The 19306-nt window shown below is 66.9% G+C and carries 19 protein-coding genes; 7 read left to right on the forward strand and 12 right to left on the reverse strand.

The window, feature by feature from the left end; all coding sequences use genetic code 11:
* The first annotated feature begins 64 nt into the window (after window positions 1-64).
* Complete coding sequence (gene hisA, locus AC6I6X_RS07090) at window positions 65-805, forward strand: 1-(5-phosphoribosyl)-5-[(5-phosphoribosylamino)methylideneamino]imidazole-4-carboxamide isomerase (RefSeq protein ID WP_497929822.1); 741 nt, start codon at window positions 65-67, stop codon at window positions 803-805.
* A 6-nt stretch (window positions 806-811) separates the two neighbouring features.
* Here the strand turns inward: hisA and AC6I6X_RS07095 are convergent, their stop codons facing one another.
* The gene (locus AC6I6X_RS07095) at window positions 812-2341 is read right to left on the reverse strand and encodes a TrkH family potassium uptake protein (RefSeq protein WP_497929823.1); all 1530 of its coding nucleotides are present in this window, start codon (window positions 2339-2341) and stop codon (window positions 812-814) included.
* Between the two features lie 167 nt (window positions 2342-2508).
* Window positions 2509-2784 (reverse strand): DUF8028 family protein, encoded by a 276-nt coding sequence (locus AC6I6X_RS07100; RefSeq protein WP_497929824.1) that lies wholly within the window; start codon window positions 2782-2784, stop codon window positions 2509-2511.
* A gap of 280 nt (window positions 2785-3064) precedes the next feature.
* On the opposite strand from AC6I6X_RS07100, the gene hisB reads away from it, so the two are divergent.
* Window positions 3065-3652: an imidazoleglycerol-phosphate dehydratase HisB gene (gene hisB, locus AC6I6X_RS07105; protein WP_497929825.1), complete on the forward strand. Its 588-nt coding sequence runs from the start codon at window positions 3065-3067 to the stop codon at window positions 3650-3652.
* A gap of 3 nt (window positions 3653-3655) precedes the next feature.
* On the opposite strand, the gene AC6I6X_RS07110 is transcribed toward hisB, so the two are convergent.
* The gene (locus tag AC6I6X_RS07110; protein WP_497929826.1) at window positions 3656-4528 is read right to left on the reverse strand and encodes a DUF8528 domain-containing protein; all 873 of its coding nucleotides are present in this window, start codon (window positions 4526-4528) and stop codon (window positions 3656-3658) included.
* Window positions 4529-4656: 128 nt separating this feature from the next.
* Here AC6I6X_RS07110 and trpY point away from each other — a divergent pair, with 128 nt between their 5' ends.
* Entirely contained in the window at window positions 4657-5160 is a 504-nt protein-coding gene (gene trpY / locus AC6I6X_RS07115; RefSeq protein ID WP_250138884.1) for a TrpY family transcription regulator, read from the forward strand.
* A gap of 49 nt (window positions 5161-5209) precedes the next feature.
* On the opposite strand, the gene AC6I6X_RS07120 is transcribed toward trpY, so the two are convergent.
* Window positions 5210-5605: a DUF7522 family protein gene (locus tag AC6I6X_RS07120; RefSeq protein ID WP_497929827.1), complete on the reverse strand. Its 396-nt coding sequence runs from the start codon at window positions 5603-5605 to the stop codon at window positions 5210-5212.
* Window positions 5606-5746: 141 nt separating this feature from the next.
* Here AC6I6X_RS07120 and AC6I6X_RS07125 point away from each other — a divergent pair, with 141 nt between their 5' ends.
* Window positions 5747-6349, forward strand: coding sequence for an IMPACT family protein (locus AC6I6X_RS07125; protein WP_497929828.1), 603 nt, complete (start codon window positions 5747-5749; stop codon window positions 6347-6349).
* 183 nt (window positions 6350-6532) lie between these two features.
* On the opposite strand, the gene AC6I6X_RS07130 is transcribed toward AC6I6X_RS07125, so the two are convergent.
* Genes AC6I6X_RS07130 through AC6I6X_RS07140 form a run of 3 tightly spaced genes read right to left on the reverse strand, consistent with a single transcriptional unit; the run spans window position 6533 to window position 10857 of the window.
* Complete coding sequence (locus AC6I6X_RS07130) at window positions 6533-9268, reverse strand: TRAP transporter permease (RefSeq protein WP_497929829.1); 2736 nt, start codon at window positions 9266-9268, stop codon at window positions 6533-6535.
* Window positions 9269-9273: 5 nt separating this feature from the next.
* Entirely contained in the window at window positions 9274-9828 is a 555-nt protein-coding gene (locus tag AC6I6X_RS07135; protein ID WP_497929830.1) for a DUF1850 domain-containing protein, read from the reverse strand.
* A 27-nt stretch (window positions 9829-9855) separates the two neighbouring features.
* Window positions 9856-10857 carry a TAXI family TRAP transporter solute-binding subunit gene (locus AC6I6X_RS07140; protein ID WP_497929831.1) on the reverse strand — a complete coding sequence of 334 codons (1002 nt, stop codon included), beginning with the start codon at window positions 10855-10857 and terminating at the stop codon, window positions 9856-9858.
* A 220-nt stretch (window positions 10858-11077) separates the two neighbouring features.
* Here AC6I6X_RS07140 and AC6I6X_RS07145 point away from each other — a divergent pair, with 220 nt between their 5' ends.
* Window positions 11078-13159 carry a S9 family peptidase gene (locus AC6I6X_RS07145; RefSeq protein ID WP_497929832.1) on the forward strand — a complete coding sequence of 694 codons (2082 nt, stop codon included), beginning with the start codon at window positions 11078-11080 and terminating at the stop codon, window positions 13157-13159.
* Window positions 13160-13201: 42 nt separating this feature from the next.
* Here AC6I6X_RS07145 and upp read toward each other — a convergent pair whose 3' ends face one another.
* Entirely contained in the window at window positions 13202-13882 is a 681-nt protein-coding gene (gene upp, locus AC6I6X_RS07150) for a uracil phosphoribosyltransferase (protein ID WP_497929833.1), read from the reverse strand.
* A 288-nt stretch (window positions 13883-14170) separates the two neighbouring features.
* On the opposite strand from upp, the gene AC6I6X_RS07155 reads away from it, so the two are divergent.
* Window positions 14171-14887: a four-helix bundle copper-binding protein gene (locus tag AC6I6X_RS07155; protein WP_497929834.1), complete on the forward strand. Its 717-nt coding sequence runs from the start codon at window positions 14171-14173 to the stop codon at window positions 14885-14887.
* Window positions 14888-14951: 64 nt separating this feature from the next.
* Window positions 14952-15680, forward strand: coding sequence for a DUF5828 family protein (locus AC6I6X_RS07160; protein ID WP_497929835.1), 729 nt, complete (start codon window positions 14952-14954; stop codon window positions 15678-15680).
* A gap of 15 nt (window positions 15681-15695) precedes the next feature.
* Here the strand turns inward: AC6I6X_RS07160 and AC6I6X_RS07165 are convergent, their stop codons facing one another.
* The 4 genes from AC6I6X_RS07165 to AC6I6X_RS07180 are packed head-to-tail and all read right to left on the reverse strand — an operon-like array spanning window position 15696 to window position 19243.
* Window positions 15696-16742, reverse strand: coding sequence for an amino acid ABC transporter permease (locus AC6I6X_RS07165; protein WP_497929836.1), 1047 nt, complete (start codon window positions 16740-16742; stop codon window positions 15696-15698).
* On the reverse strand, window positions 16735-17553 hold the full coding sequence (locus tag AC6I6X_RS07170; RefSeq protein ID WP_497929837.1) for an amino acid ABC transporter ATP-binding protein: 819 nt from the start codon (window positions 17551-17553) through the stop codon (window positions 16735-16737). Before AC6I6X_RS07170 ends, AC6I6X_RS07165 begins: the two co-directional genes overlap by 8 nt.
* Window positions 17550-18401, reverse strand: a complete 852-nt coding sequence (locus AC6I6X_RS07175) for an amino acid ABC transporter permease (protein ID WP_497929838.1) — start codon at window positions 18399-18401, stop codon at window positions 17550-17552. Before AC6I6X_RS07175 ends, AC6I6X_RS07170 begins: the two co-directional genes overlap by 4 nt.
* A gap of 11 nt (window positions 18402-18412) precedes the next feature.
* Window positions 18413-19243: a basic amino acid ABC transporter substrate-binding protein gene (locus tag AC6I6X_RS07180; protein ID WP_497929839.1), complete on the reverse strand. Its 831-nt coding sequence runs from the start codon at window positions 19241-19243 to the stop codon at window positions 18413-18415.
* Between the last annotated feature and the right edge of the window lie 63 nt (window positions 19244-19306).

A 19306-nucleotide genomic window follows, 5' to 3' on the forward strand; every position in this document is an offset into this window, starting at 1 on the left:
GTGTACGACCGATGACGGTCGTGAAATCGTCGCCTTTACTCGCGTTCGTACCGCGAGGTCGGATATGAACGCCGACGACACTGCGGCGGAGTTCGAAGTGATTCCGGCGGTCGACGTCCAGGACGGGGAGGTCGTCCAGCTCGTCCAGGGCGAGCGCGGCACGGAGAAGACCTACGGCGACCCCGTCGAGGCCGCCCGGCGGTGGATCGACGCCGGGGCCGAGACGCTACACCTCGTCGACCTGGACGGCGCGTTCGAGGGCGAACGGGCCAACGCCGACGCGATCGACGCCGTGATCGACGCGGTCGACGTTCCGACACAGCTCGGGGGCGGGATCCGGACCGCCGACGAGGCGATCGGCCTGCTCGATCGGGGCGTCGATCGGGTCATCCTCGGGACGGCGGCGGTCGAAAATCCCGAGATCGTCGCGGAGATCAGCGACACGCACCCAGACAGCGTAGTCGTCGGTCTCGACGCCAAAGACGGCGAGGTGGTCGTCGAGGGCTGGACCGAGGGGGCCGGCGTCTCGCCCGACGAAGCCGCCGAGCGGTACGCGGATCTGGGCGCGGCTGCGATCCTCTTTACGAACGTCAACGTCGAGGGCCAGCTCGAGGGCGTCGCGACTGATCCCGTCCGGGACCTGGTCGAAGCGACTGAGATCCCGGTGATCGCGAGCGGCGGCGTCGCGACGATCGACGACGTGCTGGCGCTCGCGGACGCCGGCGCGGCCGCCGTGGTCGTCGGCAGCGCGCTGTACGAGGGACGGTTCACGCTCGCCGAGGCACAGGCCGCGACCGAAGCGTGAGCGCGGCTACGATCGCCAGAACGCGGCCGTAAACAGGACGAGCACCGGAATGATCTCGATGCGCCCGACCCACATCATGACGATCATCGCGGACCGGGTCGTGGTCGGGAACCCGGCGTAGTTTTCGAACGGCCCCGCGCGCTCGAACGCCGGGCCGATGTTGAGAAAGATCGACGCGGAGGCCCCCATCGCCTCGAACTCGCCGACGCCGTCGCCGACCCGCGCCGAGTCGACGACGACGAACACCGTCAGGAGGAAGAAGATCACGAGCGCCAGAAGGACGTACGCGTAGACGTCACGGATCGTCTCCTCGTCGACGACCTCGTCGCCGAGCCGCAGCGGCCGGACCGCCTCCGGGTGGATCGAGGTGAAGAGATTTCGACGGAAGGCCTTGATCGTCACCAGCCAGCGAAGCGACTTGATCGAGCAGGTCGTCGACCCGGCCATCCCGCCGAGGAACATCCCGAGAAAGAGCATGTGCTTCGCGCCCGGCGACCAGAGGTCGAAGTCGGTCGAGGCGTAGCCCGTCGTCGTCACCATCGAGACCACGTTGAACAGCCCGTGGCGGATCGTCGGTTCGAGCGCCGAACCCGTTTCCGGGTCCAGCCAGACCATGGCCGACACGATCGCCCCCAGGACTGCGAGGATGCCAACGTAGAACCGGAACTCCTCGGACGCGACCGGGCGCGTCCAGTCGCCCTGGGTCACGTAGTACAGCAGGACGAAGTTCGTCGCACCGACGATCATGAACGGGATGATCGCCCACTGAACGATCGGCGTGAACGCGCCGACGCTGTCGGGCTCCGGCGAGAACCCGGCGGTCGAGACGCTCGTCAGCGCGTGGGAGACGGCGTTGAAGAGATCCATGTTGGGCGCCAGCCCGAGCAGGTGCAACGCGTAGAACGTTCCCGCCGCCAGTGCCGTCAGCCCGACGTACAGCCCCCAGATGAGTCGTGCCGTCTCGTCGAGGTGCGGGTGGAGCTTCCGGACGTTTCGCGTCTGGGTCTCCGTCTCCATCAGCTGGGCACCGGCGACGAGCAGGTTCGAGAGGAGCCCGATCGCGACGATCAGGATCCCGAGCCCGCCGAGCCACTGGAGGAGCTGTCGCCAGAGCAGGACGGCCCGCGACTGGTTCTCGAAGTCCCAGCCGCTCATCACGGTCGCACCCGTCGTCGTGATCCCGCTCATCCCCTCGAAGAAGGCGTTGACGGGGCCGTCGACCGGGCCGGCGAACGCGGACGCGGACGGCGCGGCGAGGCCCGCGACGAAGAAGGGGATCGAGCCGACGGCGGCGACGCCGAACCAGGTCAGCGCGACCATCAGGAACGCTTCCCGCTGTTCTAGCGTCCGCTCCTCGCGGAGCCGTTCGAGGGCGACACCGAGGACGACTGCGACGGCGATCGCGACGAGGAACGGCAGCGGATCGTCGCCGTCGACGACGGCGAGCACGAGCGGGGCCGCGAGCGGGACGGAGAGCCACTTCAGGACCGTCCCGGTGAGACTACAACTCGATCGCCAGTCGACTCGGATCTCCATCTACTGCGAATTACTGGCGGTGCGCCGAAATAATTAGTTCGGATTCGGGCAACGTGAAACGGATCGAAACGACGAAACCCAGTGGAAGGTGGTGAGGGAAACACGGCCGAAACGCCGTGGGAGGGCACGCCGGACGGTGGGAGCGTGCGATCGCGACCCGCTGCCGCTCACCGCCCCTCGTTGTAGCCGTGGCCGACGTAGAGGGCCATCACGTTGAGCACGAGGAGGGCGAGGAACGTCAGCGTGGCGGCGGCGGTGTCGAGCCCCTGCGCGAGCAAGGGCACGTGGACGAACGGGAGGGCGATGGCGATCCAGAACGAGAGGAACTGGGCCGGGCCCTTGACCGATCGGGCGAGCCGGCTGCGGTGTCCCTCGCGCTGTCGCTCCGCCTCAGGGTTCGACGGTGCGATCGAGTCGTTCGAGAGCGGGGAGTGGTTAGACATAGGTCGACGATTCACCTCATCGTATTCACGACATTCACTGCAGACATCATATAACGGGCCGAATATTGCTCTTGTTTCGGCCCGTTTCACCCCGGTAACCGGTCCAAACCGACGTTTCGAAACCGTCTGAAAAACAGTTAGATGTTTCACCCGCCGTTCTAACGCCGTATTCGTATTTGACCACTAAACGAAGGTCAGAATACGGAGCGACGCGCTGTCGAGACGCCGACCGATCGAGGCGAGCGGAATCGCCTTGTACCGTCGGCCGCATCGATACGGCATGAGCGATCGAACGGCGACCGTGATGCGCGAGACCGCCGAGACGGCGATCGACTGTACCGTGACGATCGACGGGCGCGGCGAGGCGACGGTCGAGACGGGAATCGGCTTCTTCGATCACATGCTGACGTCACTGGCCAAACACGGCCTGTTCGACCTCGAACTCGACTGCGACGGCGACCTCGAGATCGACGACCACCACACCGTCGAGGACTGCGCCATCGTCATCGGGGAGGCGTTCGACGAGGCGCTCGGCGATCGATCGGGCATCGTCCGCTACGCCGATCGGCGGGTCCCCCTCGACGAGGCGGTGGCGAGCGCGGTAGTCGACGTCAGCGGTCGTCCGCGCTATTACTTCGACGGGGAGTTCTCGCAGGACCGGATCGGCGAGTTCACCAGCGACATGGCGCGTCACTTCGCCGAATCGCTCGCGATGAACGCCGGACTGACCCTGCACCTCGCGGTCGAGGGCGAGAACGCCCACCACGAGGTCGAGGCGCTGTTCAAGGCGCTGGCCCGGACCCTCGACGACGCGACGCGGATCGACGAGCGCCGGGAGGGGACGCCGAGTACGAAAGGCGCCCTCTGAGGATCAGGCACGCCGGAGGAGTCGCCCGTCCTCCGCGAACTCCCCGTTCTCGATCGCCCGATCGAGTATCGCCTCCACCTCGTGGTTCTCGAGGTCGTACGCGCCGGCGGCGAGCGACTCGACGGCGTCGCGTTCCATCGGGAACTCGCGGTTGCGAAGCAGGCGAACGACCTTGGCGTAGGCCTTCGGGGCCTGGTTCCGCGTCGAGGCCGTCGCCGGCGCGCCGGAGTCCCCGTCCCGATCGGCACCCGTCTCGGCGCCGTCCTCACCCGGTGTCTCGACACTGGTCCCCTCCGATTCGCCCGCGGCGGAGTCGGGAGCCGTCCCGTCCGGGTCGTCGCTGGTGTCGGGACTCGTCTCCTCGTGATCCAGTTCCGCGGCGGTAGCCGACGGTGTCTCGTCGTTCGTTTCGGGGCGAATGGCGTCGGCCCCGGACTCGCTCGCCGACGTCTCGCTCGTCTCGGAGTCCGGCTCGCCGGTCGCGTCGTGTTCGACGGTGATTCCCTCGATCGATCGGCGCTCGTCGGGGTCCGCCACCGCGGCGGCGTCGGCGGTCGCCCTGGTGGACCGATCGCTGCCCTCGGTATCGGCGTCGACCGCGTCCGACACGGTCGCGTTCGGACTGCTCGAGCGCCCGCGGGTCGCGGTCGATCCGTCGGCGGTCGCGACGGCGGTTCCCGAACCGGCTGCGTCGGTCCCGTCGGCACCGAGCCGATCGAGAAGCGGTTCCAGCAGCGTCTCGAGTCGGTTCGAGCAGTCCGTACAGAGGACCACGCGTCGTTGCTCGGCGTCGGTCGGATCGAGTTCCGACGGCACGACCTCGAACGTGCCGACGGCCTCGGCGTCACAGAAGTCACAGTTCCGGAGTGCGCGCATAGACGAGGGGTATCAGTGGGGAGGCTAAAAAGCTCCGTCAGACGGTCACACCCTGCCGGCGGTCGGCAGTGTCGTCGCGGTCCGGATCACCGGACATTATATTCCGGCCCGCGTACATCCGCCAGCGAATGTTCGACGAGATCATGGAGAAGTTCGAAGGGTCGCCGAGCCAGCAGGCGGTCATCCGCCTGCTCCTCGAGCGGGGCTTCTCCGTCAACGACGACGGGCGCGTGGTATCCGGCGGCATCGAGATTCCGAACACGGGAATCGCCCGGGAGATCGACGTCGATCGGCGGGTCGTCGACTCGACGACCGACGCCATCCTCGAGGACCCCGAACTGCGGCGGATCTTCCAGAACATCTCCCAGGTGCCGAGCCTGATGGACCTCGCGCCGGTGCTCGACCTGACCGTGCTGTCGATCGCGGTCGACGACGCGGAACAGGAGGGGATCGTCTCCCAGGTCACCGGCACGCTCGCCGACAACGGCATCTCGATCCGCCAGACGATCAGCGAGGATCCCGAGTTCACCGACGAGCCGCGGCTCTACCTCGTCACCGACGAGGACCTGCCCGGCGAGGTGATCACCCAGCTTCGGGACCTGGAGTTCGTCCGCAAGATCGAACTGCAGTGACGACTGGGGTGATGCACACTGCGAGAGTCGATCGACGCTTTCGGTCGTCTCAGGCGTCGATCGCCACGTCGTGCTCCACGAGGACGGTCTCGAGCGCGCTCGTCAGCTCCTCGAACCGATCGATCGACATCGGATCCGTCGTCACCCAGACGCCGTGCTCGTCGCGGATGACCCGCGTCAGGTAGCCGTTCTCGAATAGCCGAATCGTCGCCCGGTAGTCGCCGAGTTGCGTGTTGCGGTAAGCCGACTGGGACCGAAAGCCGAGCCGTTCGTGATCGGCGAAGCCGACGAGGTCCGCCGTCCGCTCTAGGTCCGAGCGGAGATACAGCTGTTCGATCGCGTCTTCGGTGAAGTACGTGATGCTTCGAAGTTCGTCGCCGACCGTCGTCCGACAGGTACTGCGGAGTTCGTCCGCGAACGCCGGATCGATCGCGTTCCCGTCCATGCCGACAGCCACCACATCCTCGCTAATAGCATCGGGGGTTCCGGGAGAACTCGCGACGGACGATCGGCGGGACCGATGGGCTCTTTTCGCCGGCTGGAGTAGCGCCGCCATGGAGGATCCACGGGACGACGGGGGGAGACCGTGAGCGAGACCTACCGGACCGTCGCGAAGTCGGCGACGGCGCAGTTTGTCGTGCAGGGCTCGGAGTTCATCGGCCACGTTCGTCCCGTCGACTCGGTCGCGGACGCGGAGGCGTTCGTCGACGCGATCGAGACGGAGTACGACGACGCCACGCACAACGTGCCCGCCTACCGGGTCCGGGTCGACGGCGACATGCTCCGGGAGTACTCGAGCGACGCGGGCGAGCCGTCAGGCTCCGCCGGGAAGCCGGCGCTGAACGTGCTCACCCAGCAGGAGATCGAGAACTGCGCGGTCGTCGTCACGCGCTACTACGGCGGGACGAACCTCGGCGTCGGCGGCCTCGTCAGGGCCTACTCCCGGGCCGTGAAGGAGGCCGTCGAGGTGGCCGGCGTCGTCGAAGAGCGCCCGCACGAGCGCGTCTCGATCACCGTCGCGTACGACGACTCGGGAACGGTGCGGGGAATCCTGGAGAGCGAGGGCTACGAGTTCGAGGCCGACTACGAGGCCGAGGTGTCCTTCGACGTGCGCGTCCCCGTCGCGGCGGCCGACGACCTCCGCGATCGGCTTCGGAGCGCGACGAGCGGCCGGGTCGACCTCGAGTGAGCGTCAGGCTGACCCGAGTCCACCGATGAACACGCCGCCGTAGAGAGCCGCAACGAGTCGACACACCCGACCGGATCGTCGGGTCCGTCGGGATCGGCGACCGAGGACACGCCGTTTTGCGTCGGCACAGATGATGGGACGGTGACGAGTAAGAAACGGATATCGGGGTGGCCGCAACCGAGGTCAGGCGTCTCCCGGAACCGCCGTCCCGACGTCGGCACCGTCGGCCACGCGTCGGTTACGGGTGGAGAGGCCGACGAGGATCGCCAGGCCGGCGGCGCGAAGCGGGACCGTGATCACGGTGATCGTCAGGGCCGAGGGGATGCCAGCCAGCGCGAGGACGGCCTCGACGACGAGCAGGGGGATCTCCGGCACCATCAGCAGGATCGAGGCGATCGAGTACGCGACCCGCTCGCCCCCCGAGACGGACGCGTACTGATAACCGATGATCGTCACGCCCAGCGCGTAGACGCCGAGGAACATCCCGATCACCGGGATCACGACCTCCGGGAGGAAGAATCCGACGTCGGCGATGTCGCCCGGATTGATGACCTCGCCGTCACGGAGCAGGAGGATGCCCGGCGAGAAGACGAACGCGAACGGCACCAGGATCTTGTTCAGCGAGAGCAGGAACGCGATCAACGCGGTCTTGAGTTCATCGGCCTTGGCGACGCCCGCACCGGCGAAGGCGGCGACGGCAACCGGCGGCGTGACGTCCGCCATCAGTCCGAAGTAGAGCACGAAGAGGTGCGCGGCGAGGGCCGCGATACCGGCGTCACGAAGCGGCGTCTCGAGCATCGCGATCAGGATGATGTACATGGCGGTCGTCGGCATCCCCATCCCGAAGATGATCGAGGCGACGCCCGTCAACGAGAGCAGGATCAGCATCGAACCGCCGCTGACGGTGTCGATGAGCGCCGCGAGGTTCGGTCCGAGTCCGGTGACGCTGATGACCCCCGGCACGACGCCGGCGGCGGCGACGGCGACGACGACCGTCGTCGCGGTTCGCGCGCCGGAGTCCATGGACTGCAGAATGAACGAGAGGAACCGGTATGCCGTGTTGTCCGCCGCCTGCGGCCGGCCGATCGCCGACGCGGTCCGCTGGGCGCTCTCGTCGACGTCGTCGTCGAACTCGAGCAGGGACGCGTCCGAATCGGGACGGACCAGCAGGAACGCGACGCTGACGAGGATCACGATCGTCCCGAGGTCCGCGGCCGCGGCGGACGCGGCGGCCCCGATCGAGTACGCCTCGGTCGCCACGTCGGCGCCGACCGCCGATCGGATCGCGCCCGCGAGGCCGGTGCCGGCGACCGCGTAGGCCCCGATCTGGGCGAGGAAGACGGCGCCGATCGTCCCGAACAGCGGAACGCGGGTGCGCTCGTCGTAGGCCGCGACGAACGCGATCAGCGCGATGATGGCGACGATCGTGTACCAGCCCGACCGGCCGATCGAGAGGCGAGCGACGATGAGGTAGTACAGCAGGAGGACGATCGGGACAAGGTAGAACCAGCCCTCGCGGAAGCGACCGCGAAGGTCGGGAAGTTGGTCCCGCGGAAGGCCGCCGATGCCGCCCCGGACAGCCTCGAAGTGGACCATGATCCACATTCCGAAGAAGAACGCGATCGCGGGCAGGGTGGCGGCGATGATGACGTCGCCGTAGGGAATCCCGAGGTACTCGACGATCAGGAACGCGGCGGCACCCATCACCGGCGGGAGCATCTGGCCGCCCGAGGAGGCCGACGACTCGACCGCACCGGAGAACTCGGGCGTGTAGCCCGAGCGCTTCATCAGCGGAATCGTGAACGCGCCGGTCGTGACGGTGTTGGCGATCGACGACCCCGAGAGCATCCCCATGAAGCCGCTCGAGACGACGCTCGCCTTGGCGGGACCGCCCTTCTTCGTCCCCGTCAGCGAGTACGCGAGGTCGATGAACCACTTCCCCGCGCCGCTCATCTCGAGGAACGCCCCGAAGAGGATGAAGATGTAAATGAAACGGACGCTGACGGTGACGGGCGTGCTCATGACCCCCGCCTCGACCGTGTACCAGAGGTTGAACACGATGCTCCCCCAGGTGGTCTCCTGGATCGCCAGCGCGCCGATCACCGAATCGCGGGGAACGAAGTAGCCCCACCGCGCGTAGACGATGAAGAACGCGACCAGCGACATGAGCAGCGGCCCGAGCGTTCGACGGGTCGCTTCGAGCACCAGCAGAATGCCGAGGACGCCGAGCAGGAAGGCGTAGGATATCTCGTCGAGCGGAATGCCGATCGCGGCGAGCGCCGTCACGATCGGCTCCAAGAATGGATAGACCTCCTGGATCGGTCGCGCCGCCTGGATCCCGAAGAGGGGAATGCTCTGGATTTCCGCCCTGAATTCGGTCAGGATGTAGAGCGGCGGCAAGAGCGAGAGGGCGATCAGGACGGCGTCGACCGGCGTGACGCGGCCGAGTTCGCGATCGACGAACGCCCAGCGGACGCCGTCGCCGAGCCGTTCGACGACCCGCGTCGCGGCGCTGTCCGATCCGAACCGCCGGCGGACGGCGGGTTCGATCGCGCCGAGTCGGCGGGCGACGAACCCGTCGCCCCGGGTTCCCGGGAACAGCAGGAACGCGAGAACCAGCGCGAACGTCACGTGGATCGCGTTGACCTGCAGTTGCTGGAGCTGGACGGGTTCGATCTCCCCGACGATCGGCAACGGCAGCCCGAGCGAGGGACCGACTTCGCCGACGATCGGGAGCGTCACCCCGAACGTCCGGCCGCGGGCGGCGAGCCACAACTGGAACGCCGAGAAGGCGATCGCGACCAGGGCGACGAGAACGGCCGTCAGCCCGCCGTGCGTCCGGCGACGTTCGACCTCCTGTAGAATTTCTTCCTGTTCTTCGTCCGAGAGTGTGTCCGTATCGGGCGTGTCTACGCTCATGGCTGTCAGGAGTGAATAGCAGTCGAGTTCGCGTGTATCGGCTCGGATCGATGGTCGATCGAGAGCAGGTCCGAGAGCCGATCGGTCGGGCCCCGCTCGGTCACCGAGATGGTCACCGACCCGTCGGAGAGCGCGACCAGATCGTAGCGGTCGTCGCCGACGACGAGTTCGTGACCGGGGATCGGTCTCGGCGCGACGATGAATTGGTCGTACGATTCGTCGAGCGGGAGGACGAACCCCTCGTCGGTCCGCTCGATCGGTGCGTCGGACGGCAGCCCGGCTCCATGGGAGTGGAAGATCATCCGGTCCATTCGAAGCTCCGTCCCGTCGACGACGTAGACGTCCTCGACCGTCGTCTTCTCCACGCTGTGGGTATAGCGGAGCGTCACTTCGGTGCCGTTCTCGATCGGCCGTTCCAGCAGTCGGTCCCCCGACTCGGAGTCAGTGACGACGAGGGTCCGATCCGCCGACGCGGTCGCGACCGCAGCCGCCGTGGCTGCCGTTGCTACCAGAAGGGCCAACACGGCGACGACGAGCTGCCGGCGAGATGGTCGGAACACGATCCAGAAGGTGGATTGGTCCGGGAGTTAGTTGAAGTACGCGTCCGCACCCGGGTGCAGGTCGATCGGCATGCCGTCCTGTGCCGAGTCGACGTCGATGAAGTCCGCCTTCTGGGTGATGTCGCCGGTGTTCTCGAAGATGGCTTCGGTCACCGCTTCGACGACGCCCTCGTCGACGCCCTCGTGCGTGGCGATCATCGCCTGGACGGAGACGGTCTCGACGTCCTCGTCGACGCCGTCGTAGGTGCCGGACGGGACAGCGTCGTCCGCGAACCACTCGGCGTCGGACTTGACGCTCTCGCGAACGTCACCGGAGACTTCGACCAGGGAAATGTCCGACGTCGTCGCGAGTTCCTCGATGGAACCGACCGGCCAACCGCCGACGACGAAGGCCGCGTCGACGTCGCCGTCGCGGATCTGGTCGGCCGCCGTGTCGAAGTCGGCGTTCTGTTCGTTGAAGTCACCCTCTCCAATACCCGCGGACTCGAGGATCTGCAGGGCGTTGACCTGCGTCCCGCTCCCGAGGTCGCCGGTGTTGATCGTCGCGTCCTCGAGGTCCTCGACGCTCTCGATGCCCGAGTCGGCCTGGGTGATGACGTGAATCGTCTCGGGGTACAGCGTCGCGACGCCCCGGATGTTCTCCATCGCGTTCCCTTCGAAGTCCTCGAGGCCGGTTCCGTTGACCGCGAAGTACGCGATGTCGTTCTGGATCAGCGCGAAGTCGGCCTGCTCTTGGGTGAGACTGCCGACGTTCGCGACGCTCGCGCCCGTCGACTGCACCTGCAGGCTGTACTCCGTGTTGTCCTCGACGATCGTTTTGAAGTTGTTCGATAGCGGGTAGTACGTGCCGCCGGTTCCGCCGGCGTGCCACGTGAGAGTCTCGCCGCTCCCGCCGGACCCCCCGTCGTCGGTGTCGTTATCGTCTTCTTCCTCGTCGACGGCATCCTCACCGATACAACCTGCCAGACCGGCGAGTCCAGCAGCCCCACTCAGCGCAACGAACTGGCGCCTCTTGATATGGCGAACCATACCTGCACTATACAGGCCAACTTATTAATAGTCCTTCGATATTCAATCGTGTCGGGAAATTTCCTGACAAGTGTGTAAAAAATACGGATTATAAACATCAATAACATGTTACTACGAGCGGAGAGCGCTCGCCGGCGGGCAGATACGATCGTCGGACGGGCCGGCACGTTCCAGCGCCCGGACGGTAGAGTAATTCGTCGTGCGACACAGAGTGGGGAACATGGACCGAATCCAGGCAGCCGACTACCACGACATCGCCCGCGTCGCGGATCCGCGACTCTCCCCCGACGACGATCGGGTCGCGTACGTACGACGACGTCCAGCGGACGACACCACCGACGAGGCCACGGTCTACGTCGTCCCGATCGGCGGCGACGAACCCAGACAGTTCACCGCGAGCGAGGGGGTCGACAGCCACCCGCGCTGGCACCCCGACGGCGACTGGCTCGCCTTCGCCAGCACCCGCGGCGAGGAGAACGATCGCCAGCAACTCTACTTGCTTCCCACCGACGGCGGCGAGGCGCGCCGAGTCACGGCCGTCGTCGGGGGCATCGGCGACCTCGCGTGGAGTCCGGACGGCTCCCGGCTGCTGTTCACCCAGGCGGTAACGGCCGACGACCGGGAGGCCGGTCGCGACCGCGCCGTCGACCCCGACTTCGAACGCGAGGAGCCCGATCCGCGCGTGATCGATCGAATGGTCTACCGCGCCGACGCGGAGTACTTCGACGGCCGCCGCAGTCACGTCTACACCATAGACGTCGAATCGGCGCTCGACGGCGACGTCCCGACCGATCCCGCAGCCGACGCCGTGACGCGGCTCACGGACGGCGACGCCGACCACGTCGCGCCCGCCTGGGGGGACGGCGAGACCGTCTACTACGCGAGTAAGACCGGCGATCGACCCGACGACTCGATCACGTACGAGCTGTACGCGCACGACATAGAGAGCGGGACGGCCGAACCGGTCACGCAGACGACGGGGATGCTGGGCCCCGGATCGATCGACGCGACCGCGGACGGCCGCGTGGCCTACCTGTACACCCCCGAAGAGAAGTTCACCCTCCGCGGGACCGAGATCGCCGTCTACGACCGCGAGCGCGGCGAGGAAGTGATACCCACCGAACCGCTGGACAGGACGTTCGGCTACAAGGGCAGCTTCGAGTGGGGGCCCGACGAGGAACTGCTGTACTTCAGCACGCCGGACGAGGGATCGACGGTGGTCCACTCGGTTCCCGGCGACGCGAGCGCCGACCCGACGACCGTATACGGCGACGGCGTCACCGTCGCGGACTTCTCGGTCGGCCGGAACGCGATCGCGTACGTCCAGAGCGAGTGGGACCACCCCGGCGACGTCTTCGTGACGACCCGCGGGGGCAACGAGGCGACCCGGCTGAGCCGCGTCAACGACGACTACCTCACCGATCGGGCGGTCGCCCAGCCGGAGGAGGTACGGTTCGAGAACGACGGGACGGAGATCCAGGGCTGGCTCCTCAGACCGCCCGAGTTCGATCCCGACGAGACGTACCCGCTCGTCGTCGAGATCCACGGCGGGCCACACGCCCAGTGGACGACCGCGGGGACGATGTGGCACGAGTTCCAGACCCTCGCCGCGCGGGGCTACGTCGTCTTTTGGTGCAATCCGCGCGGCTCGACGGGCTACGGCGAGGACCACGCGATGGCGATCGAACGCGACTGGGGCGCGGTGACGCTCTCGGACGTCCTCGCGGGCGCCGACGCCGTCTGCGAACGGGACTACGTCGACGCCGACGAGCAGTTCGTCACCGGCGGGAGCTTCGGCGGCTTCATGACCGCGTGGGCGGTCACGCAGACCGATCGGTTCCGGGCGGCCGTCGCCCAGCGCGGCGTCTACGATCTCACGGGCTTTTACGGCTCGACGGACGCGTTCAAGCTCGTCGAGGGGGATTTCGGCACGACACCGTGGGACGAGCCCCAGTTCCTCTGGGAGCGCTCGCCCGTCGCACACGTCCCCGAGGTCGACACCCCGACGCTCGTCGTCCACTCGGATCGGGACTACCGGACGCCGGCGAACACCGCCGAACTGTTCTACCTCGGGCTGCAGAAACACGGCGTCGAGACCCGCATGGTGCGCTACCCCCGCGAGGGTCACGAACTCTCGCGGTCCGGCGAACCGGGCCACGTCGTCGATCGCATCGAACGCATCGCCCGGTGGTTCGACGGCTACTCCGACCACCACGACGCGCCGCCCGCCCTCGAACGCGATCGGAACGCCGGCCTCTCGAGCGGTGACGACGACGCGGACCGGGGCGAGGACGGGACGTAAGCGATCCACCTACCCGATCGGCCGAGAGTCGCGAACGCGCGCTCAGGTCGTCCGGAACGCCCGATCGCCGGCGTCGCCCAGGCCGGGCACGATGAAGCCGTCGTCGTCGAGGTGATCGTCGATCGAGACCGTCAGGAGGTCGGCCTGTGGGACGGCATCGCCGACCCGGAGCAGTCCCTCTGGGGCCGAGACGGCCGAGAGCACGATCAGGTTCTCCGGTTCGGCCGCGGCGCTCTCGACGACGTGGTCGAGCACGGTACACATCGTACTCCCCGTCGCGAGCATCGGATCCGCGACGATCACCGTATCCTCCTCGTGGATCTCGGGCAGTTTCACGTAGTCGACCGTGATCGGGAACGACCCGTCCTCGTCGCGCCCGGCCTCCTCGTTGCGACTCGCGCTGATGACGCCCTGCCTGGCGCGCGGGAACGCCTTCAACAGCCCCTCGACGAACGGCGTCGCGGCGCGCAGGACGTTGATGATGACCACGTCGTCCAGCCCGCGGACGCGCTCGCCCATCGTCGCTTCCAGGGGCGTCTCGATCTCGACGTACTCGGTCTCCATCCGGCCGTCGATGATCTCGTAGCCGCAGATCCGCCCGAGTTTGACCAGTCCTTTCCGGAAGCTGACCTGCTCGGTTTCGACGTCTCGGAGCCGCGAGAGCGTATCTTTCGCCAGTGCGTGCGTGACGAGATAGGCGTTGTCCCGATCTTCGATCGTCATACTCGAATACGGATTCGCCGGGTAGTTCATGGTATCGGTCCGACGCGAACGGCGATACCGTGCTGACAGAACGATCGGGGTCGCGATCCCCGTTATGGGCCGGACCGCGGATTCCCCCGCACCGATCGCGCTCAACGCGAGGTTACCCGCTCGGTGCGGTCCGATCACCTGACGGCGCGGCCCGGGCCGTCCCTCGAAAGGCCTGATTAGGGGACGAGAGCGGTCGTAACAGTGTGGTCGCTTTACTCGGCGATCGATCGACCGTCACGGTAGCGGACAGGTGACGCTATGACACAGGACCAGCACCGGCCACGGCAGGAACGGTACCAGCAACAGGGTCAACACCGGCGAGAGGAACAGCGGTCGGCCAGCCCGCACATAGCCGATGCGATGGGCGGGAGCAGTCACCACACGGGCGGGCAGCAGATGGAAGGCCAACGACGGTCCGAGCGGACGAGCGAGCGGCGGACGGGAAGACAGCGGACCGGCGCACAGCAACTGACCGAGCAGATGGGGCGCCGAGAGACCGGGAGTCGGGATCGATCGTTCGAGGACCACATGACCGACGAGCTGCGCATCGTTCTCGAGGATTTCAGCGACCTCTCACACGTCGCCGCCTGGTGTGCCACGGAGTGTGCATCCGGTCGGCCGGAACTCGGGACCTGCGCCCGAATCTGCCAGGACCTCGCCGAGATCGCCGCCCTCAACGAGATGCTGATCGCCCGCGACTCGATGTTCGGCCCCGACGTCGCGGACATGTTCATCGACGTCGCGAGCGAAGGCCTGCCGGAACTCCGCCGGTACCAGCACCATCCACACGTCGCCGAGACGATCGCGACGATCGAGCGAACGATGACGTCGTGCGAGACCGTCCTCCGGCAGGTCGGACGGGGCGCCCAGATGGGCGGCGAGGGAATGCAGGGACTGCCCGAGCAGGGACGGCACGGCCGGGGAATGAGCGGCCAGCCGACGGGCCGATCGGAGATGACGGGACAGCAATACTGACCGCACGTTGCAGGGGTAGCAACGAAGTTTATGCCGATCCATCTCCTACCACCCGCCCAACCGAATGGAAGAGAGCATCTCGGGATTCAAAGTTCGCGGTGACTGGGGCGACGTCGTCGAGCACGGCGAACGCATCACGCAGGCGCTCCGGGACGCCGGGGTCCACGACCCCGACCGGACAAACGGCACCGACTTCTCACCCGCCTTCGAGGAGTGGGAGGAGTGGCGACCGCGCGCCCACGAGACCCTCGATTCGGACGTCAGCGAGAAGACCGCCGACCAGGCGAGCGTCGAAGAAGGGAAAGGCGAGAAAGCCGGGAAAAAGCCCGACGAGGACATCAAGACCGCCGGCGAGAAGCTGTCGGAGTCGTACGAACGGCTCGAGGATGACGATCCGGAAGCCGCGGTCGGCACCTGGAAGGAGTCGGTCAACTACGTCGCGCGGGCGGCCGACTCCGCCAGCCGCAAGGCGATCCGCCGGGTCGAGGACACGGTCTACCAGAACGTGATGACCCAGCTCGCGCCGTACTACTTCGACAACGAACTCGTCAGCGCCAACATCCAGCAGTCGACCCGCGGCGGCAACGGCGACGAGCAGTTCGTCTTCGAGGTCAACGTCAACGACGACGCCCTGAAAGAGGACGTCTCCGATCGACTCGCCGAACTCGACGAGGAGATCGATCGGTGGCACGTCGAGGTCGAAAAGGACACGGACGCCGCCGAAGCGATCGAGGGCGCCGAACCGCCGCCCGAACCGGAGCCGGAGGAGCAGTCAAAATCGACGACGAACTGACGGCGCGGCCGATCGCTACCGGGCCTCGCTCGCCGCCTCCTCGGCGGTCCCTTGCTGGCGGCCGTCAACCCGGCCCAGACCGGGGACCGCGACGCGGCGTTCGACGCGGTCCATCAGGTTCGTCGCCGTCAGCACCAGTCCCAGGTAGACCAGCGCGAGCAGGCCGAAAATCGTCGTGTACTCGAGGTTCGAGGACGCGATGCGGCTGGCGCGGTAGTAGAGTTCCGGGACCGTGATGAACCCCGCCAGCGAGGAGTACTTGATCAGGTAGACGAGTTCGTTCGTCCACGCCGGGATCGCGTACCGCAGCGTCTGCGGGAGGACGACGTACCGGATCCCGTCGAATTTCGAGAGCCCGATCGCGCGAGCCGCGGTCAGCTGTCCCTCGTCGACGCTCTCTAGGGCGCCGCGGATGTACTCGGCCTGGTAGGCCGAGCCGTTGATCGTGAAGCCGACGATGGCGATCCAGAACGCGTACGCGGGAACGAAGCCCCGACCGACAACGTCGACGTCGTTGAGCGGGACCGCCAGATAGGGCGTGTAGTAGAGGACGAACAGCTGGGCCAAAAGCGGCGTCCCCCGGATCAGTTCGGTGTACGCGATCGCGAGCCAGCGGAACGGGCCGCCGTACACCCGAAGCACGGCGACCGGGACCGCGATACAGAACCCGAGGACGACGCTTGCCGCCGTCAGGACGATCGTATACCAGGCGCCGGTCGCCAGCGCGGGGGCGATCTCGATCGCGAGGGCGATCCCGTCGAACGCGCTCGCGAGCCACTCGGTCGAGACGCCGACCGGTCCGACCACTGCCCTGGTGTTCGCGAACGTCTCGGCCGCGCGTTCGAACGGGACCGGCGAGAGGAAGTTCTCCCCCCCACCGGGACCGATGCCCCACCGACCGAGCGTCCAGTCGTAGAGCCAGCGCGTGACGAGCCAGCCCCAGAAGGCGACGCCCGCGACGAGCGCGAGCAGTCCCTGGACGTCCCAGGACCGCCCCGGCAGACGCGTCCCGATCGATCGCGTCTCGCCGATCGATTCGGCGCCCTCCGTCCGCTCAGTCATGGCGAATGCTCTCGAAGAATCGGGCGGTTCGCTCGTGTTCGGGATCGTCGAACAGTTGCGCCGGCGGGCCGCGTTCGACGATCCGGCCCTCGTCGAGGAACGTGATGCCGCTCGCCGCGCCGCGGGCGAACCGCATCTCGTGGGTGACGACGACCATCGTCATCCCCTCGGCGACGAGTTCGTCCATCACGGCCAGCACCTCGTTGCTCAGTTCCGGATCGAGCGCGCTCGTCGGCTCGTCGAACAGCATGACCTCGGGATCCATCGCGAGCGCGCGGGCGATCCCGACGCGCTGTTTCTGCCCGCCCGACAGCTGTGCCGGGTAGGACTCGGCCTGGTCGGCGAGGCCGACGCGGGCCAGTTCGGCGTCGGCGCGCTCTCGGGCCTCCTCCTTGCTCATGCCGCGGACCTTGCGGAGCCCGAGGGTAACGTTCTTCCGCGCTGTCAGGTGAGCGAACAGGTTGATGTCCTGGAACACCATCCCGATCTGCTGGCGGATCTCGTTCGGATCGGTCTCCGGGCTCGTCACCTCGGTGTCGCCGAGGTAGATGTGTCCGCTGTCGATTTCCGTCAGTCGGTTGAGACACCGCAGCAGCGTCGACTTGCCGCTCCCGCTGGGGCCGACGAGCACCTCGACGTCGCCGCGATCGATCTCGAGGGAGATCCCCCGAAGCACCTCCTCGTCGCCGTAGGACTTCCGGAGGTCGTCGATCCGTAACAGCGGTTCGCCCGCGATCGACTCGCGCCCGCTGGATTCGGTTCGATCCTGTGCTGTACGTCCGCTCGCGCCGTCCGTTCGAGATTCTGTCACGACGACTCACCTGGAATTTCGAAGTGGTTACTCACGTAATCGAGGGTGCGGTTGGTACTGAAGGTCAACACGAAGTAGATCAGGCTGATGAAGAGGATAATCTCCAGAATTGCGGTGGTCTGCTCGGTGAACAGGTCGTAACTGCGCTTGAGCAGTTCCCCCAGCCCGATCGCGAACGCGATCGACGTGTCCTTCAGCACGATCGTGAACTCGTTCTGGAACCCGGGGACGCTCCGGCGCAGCGCCTGCGGGACCATCACGTTGCGGATCGACTCGAGGCGACTCATCCCGATCGATCGTGCGGCTTCCATCTGACCCTCGTCGACGCTCTGGAGTGCCCCCCGGAAGATCTGGGACTGGTAGGCGGCGCTCCGAAAGCCGAGCGCGATCGTCGCGGCCATGAACGCCTCGGGAACGGCCGTCGGGACGGTAAACGGCGTCGGCCCGAGCACCCAGTCGATCCCCTCGAGGACCGCGCCCGTCGGTTCGAGGACGATCTCGATCGGCAGCACGTAGTAGGTGAAGATGATGATGACGAGGATCGGCGTGCCGCGCAACACGACGCCGGCCTTGCGGACGATCGAGCGGAGATAGCCGTCGCCATACACCTCGATCGCCCCCGCCGGAAAGCCCGCGACGAAGCCGAGCAGGAGACTGGTGATCGTCAGGACGATCGTGATGACCGTCCCTGCAAGCAGGTAGTCGGCGTTCTCGGCGACGAACGCCCAGTCCTCGCCGAGCGCGTCGCTCACGACGCCCTGGAGTACCGGTGAGTGGTCGAGCGCGGCGATCGTCTCTGCCACCGGGAGCGTCGTCAGGGGGCCGCCGATCGGTGCGACGAAATCCATTCTGTATCAGGTTACTCGCCGAACCACTCGCGCGTGATCTCCTCGTACTGGCTCGACTCCTCGACGGCCGCGATCCCGTCGCTGAGTGCGGACTGGAGGTCGTCCTCACCCTGCCGGAGACCGAATCCGTACTCCTCGCCGGTCTCGAAGGTGAACGCCACCTCGACGTCGCGGTCCGCCGCGAACGTCGCGCCGACCGGTTCGTCGAGGACGACCGCGTCGATTCTCCCCTGTTCCAACTCCTCGACGGCGAACACGTAATTATCATAAGACGTGTAGTTGACGTCGTCGAGTTCGTCTTCGACGACGCCCTCGCCGGTCGTCCCGGACTGGGCGCCGACGGCCGACCCCTCGAGGTCATCCAGCGAGGACGGCTGGAAATCCCCGCCAGACTGGACGAGCACCGACTGGTCGGCGCTGTAGTACGGATCGGAGAACGCGATGGACTCCTGGCGCTCCTCGGTGATCGTCATCGCAGCCGCGATCACGTCGATGTTCCCGCTGTCGAGGGCGGGAATCAGCGAGTCGAACTCCAGTTCCTCCCACCCGGTCAGTTCGTACTCGGTCTCCGCGACGACGGCCTCGAGGAGGTCGATGTCGAACCCAACGAGTTCGCCCCCCTCGTTCATCTCGAACGGCGGGAAGCCGGGCGCCGTTCCCGCGACGATCTGGTTGTCCCCACCGTCACCACCATCGTCACCGTCTCCGTCGTCGCCGCCGTCACCATCGTCCCCGTCGCCGGTATCTTCGAGACAGCCGGCCAGTCCGACCGTGCCGAGTCCCGCGACCCCGCTCAGCTTCAGGTAACGCCGCCTGTCGATCGAGTTCGAGCGTTCGCTCATGGTTGCTACTGCCACGGATAGCCCTTAGTCCTTAAGATCTCTTCGTTCCGTGCGTGCACGCGC

This window comes from Halosolutus sp. YCN4, assembly GCF_059736495.1.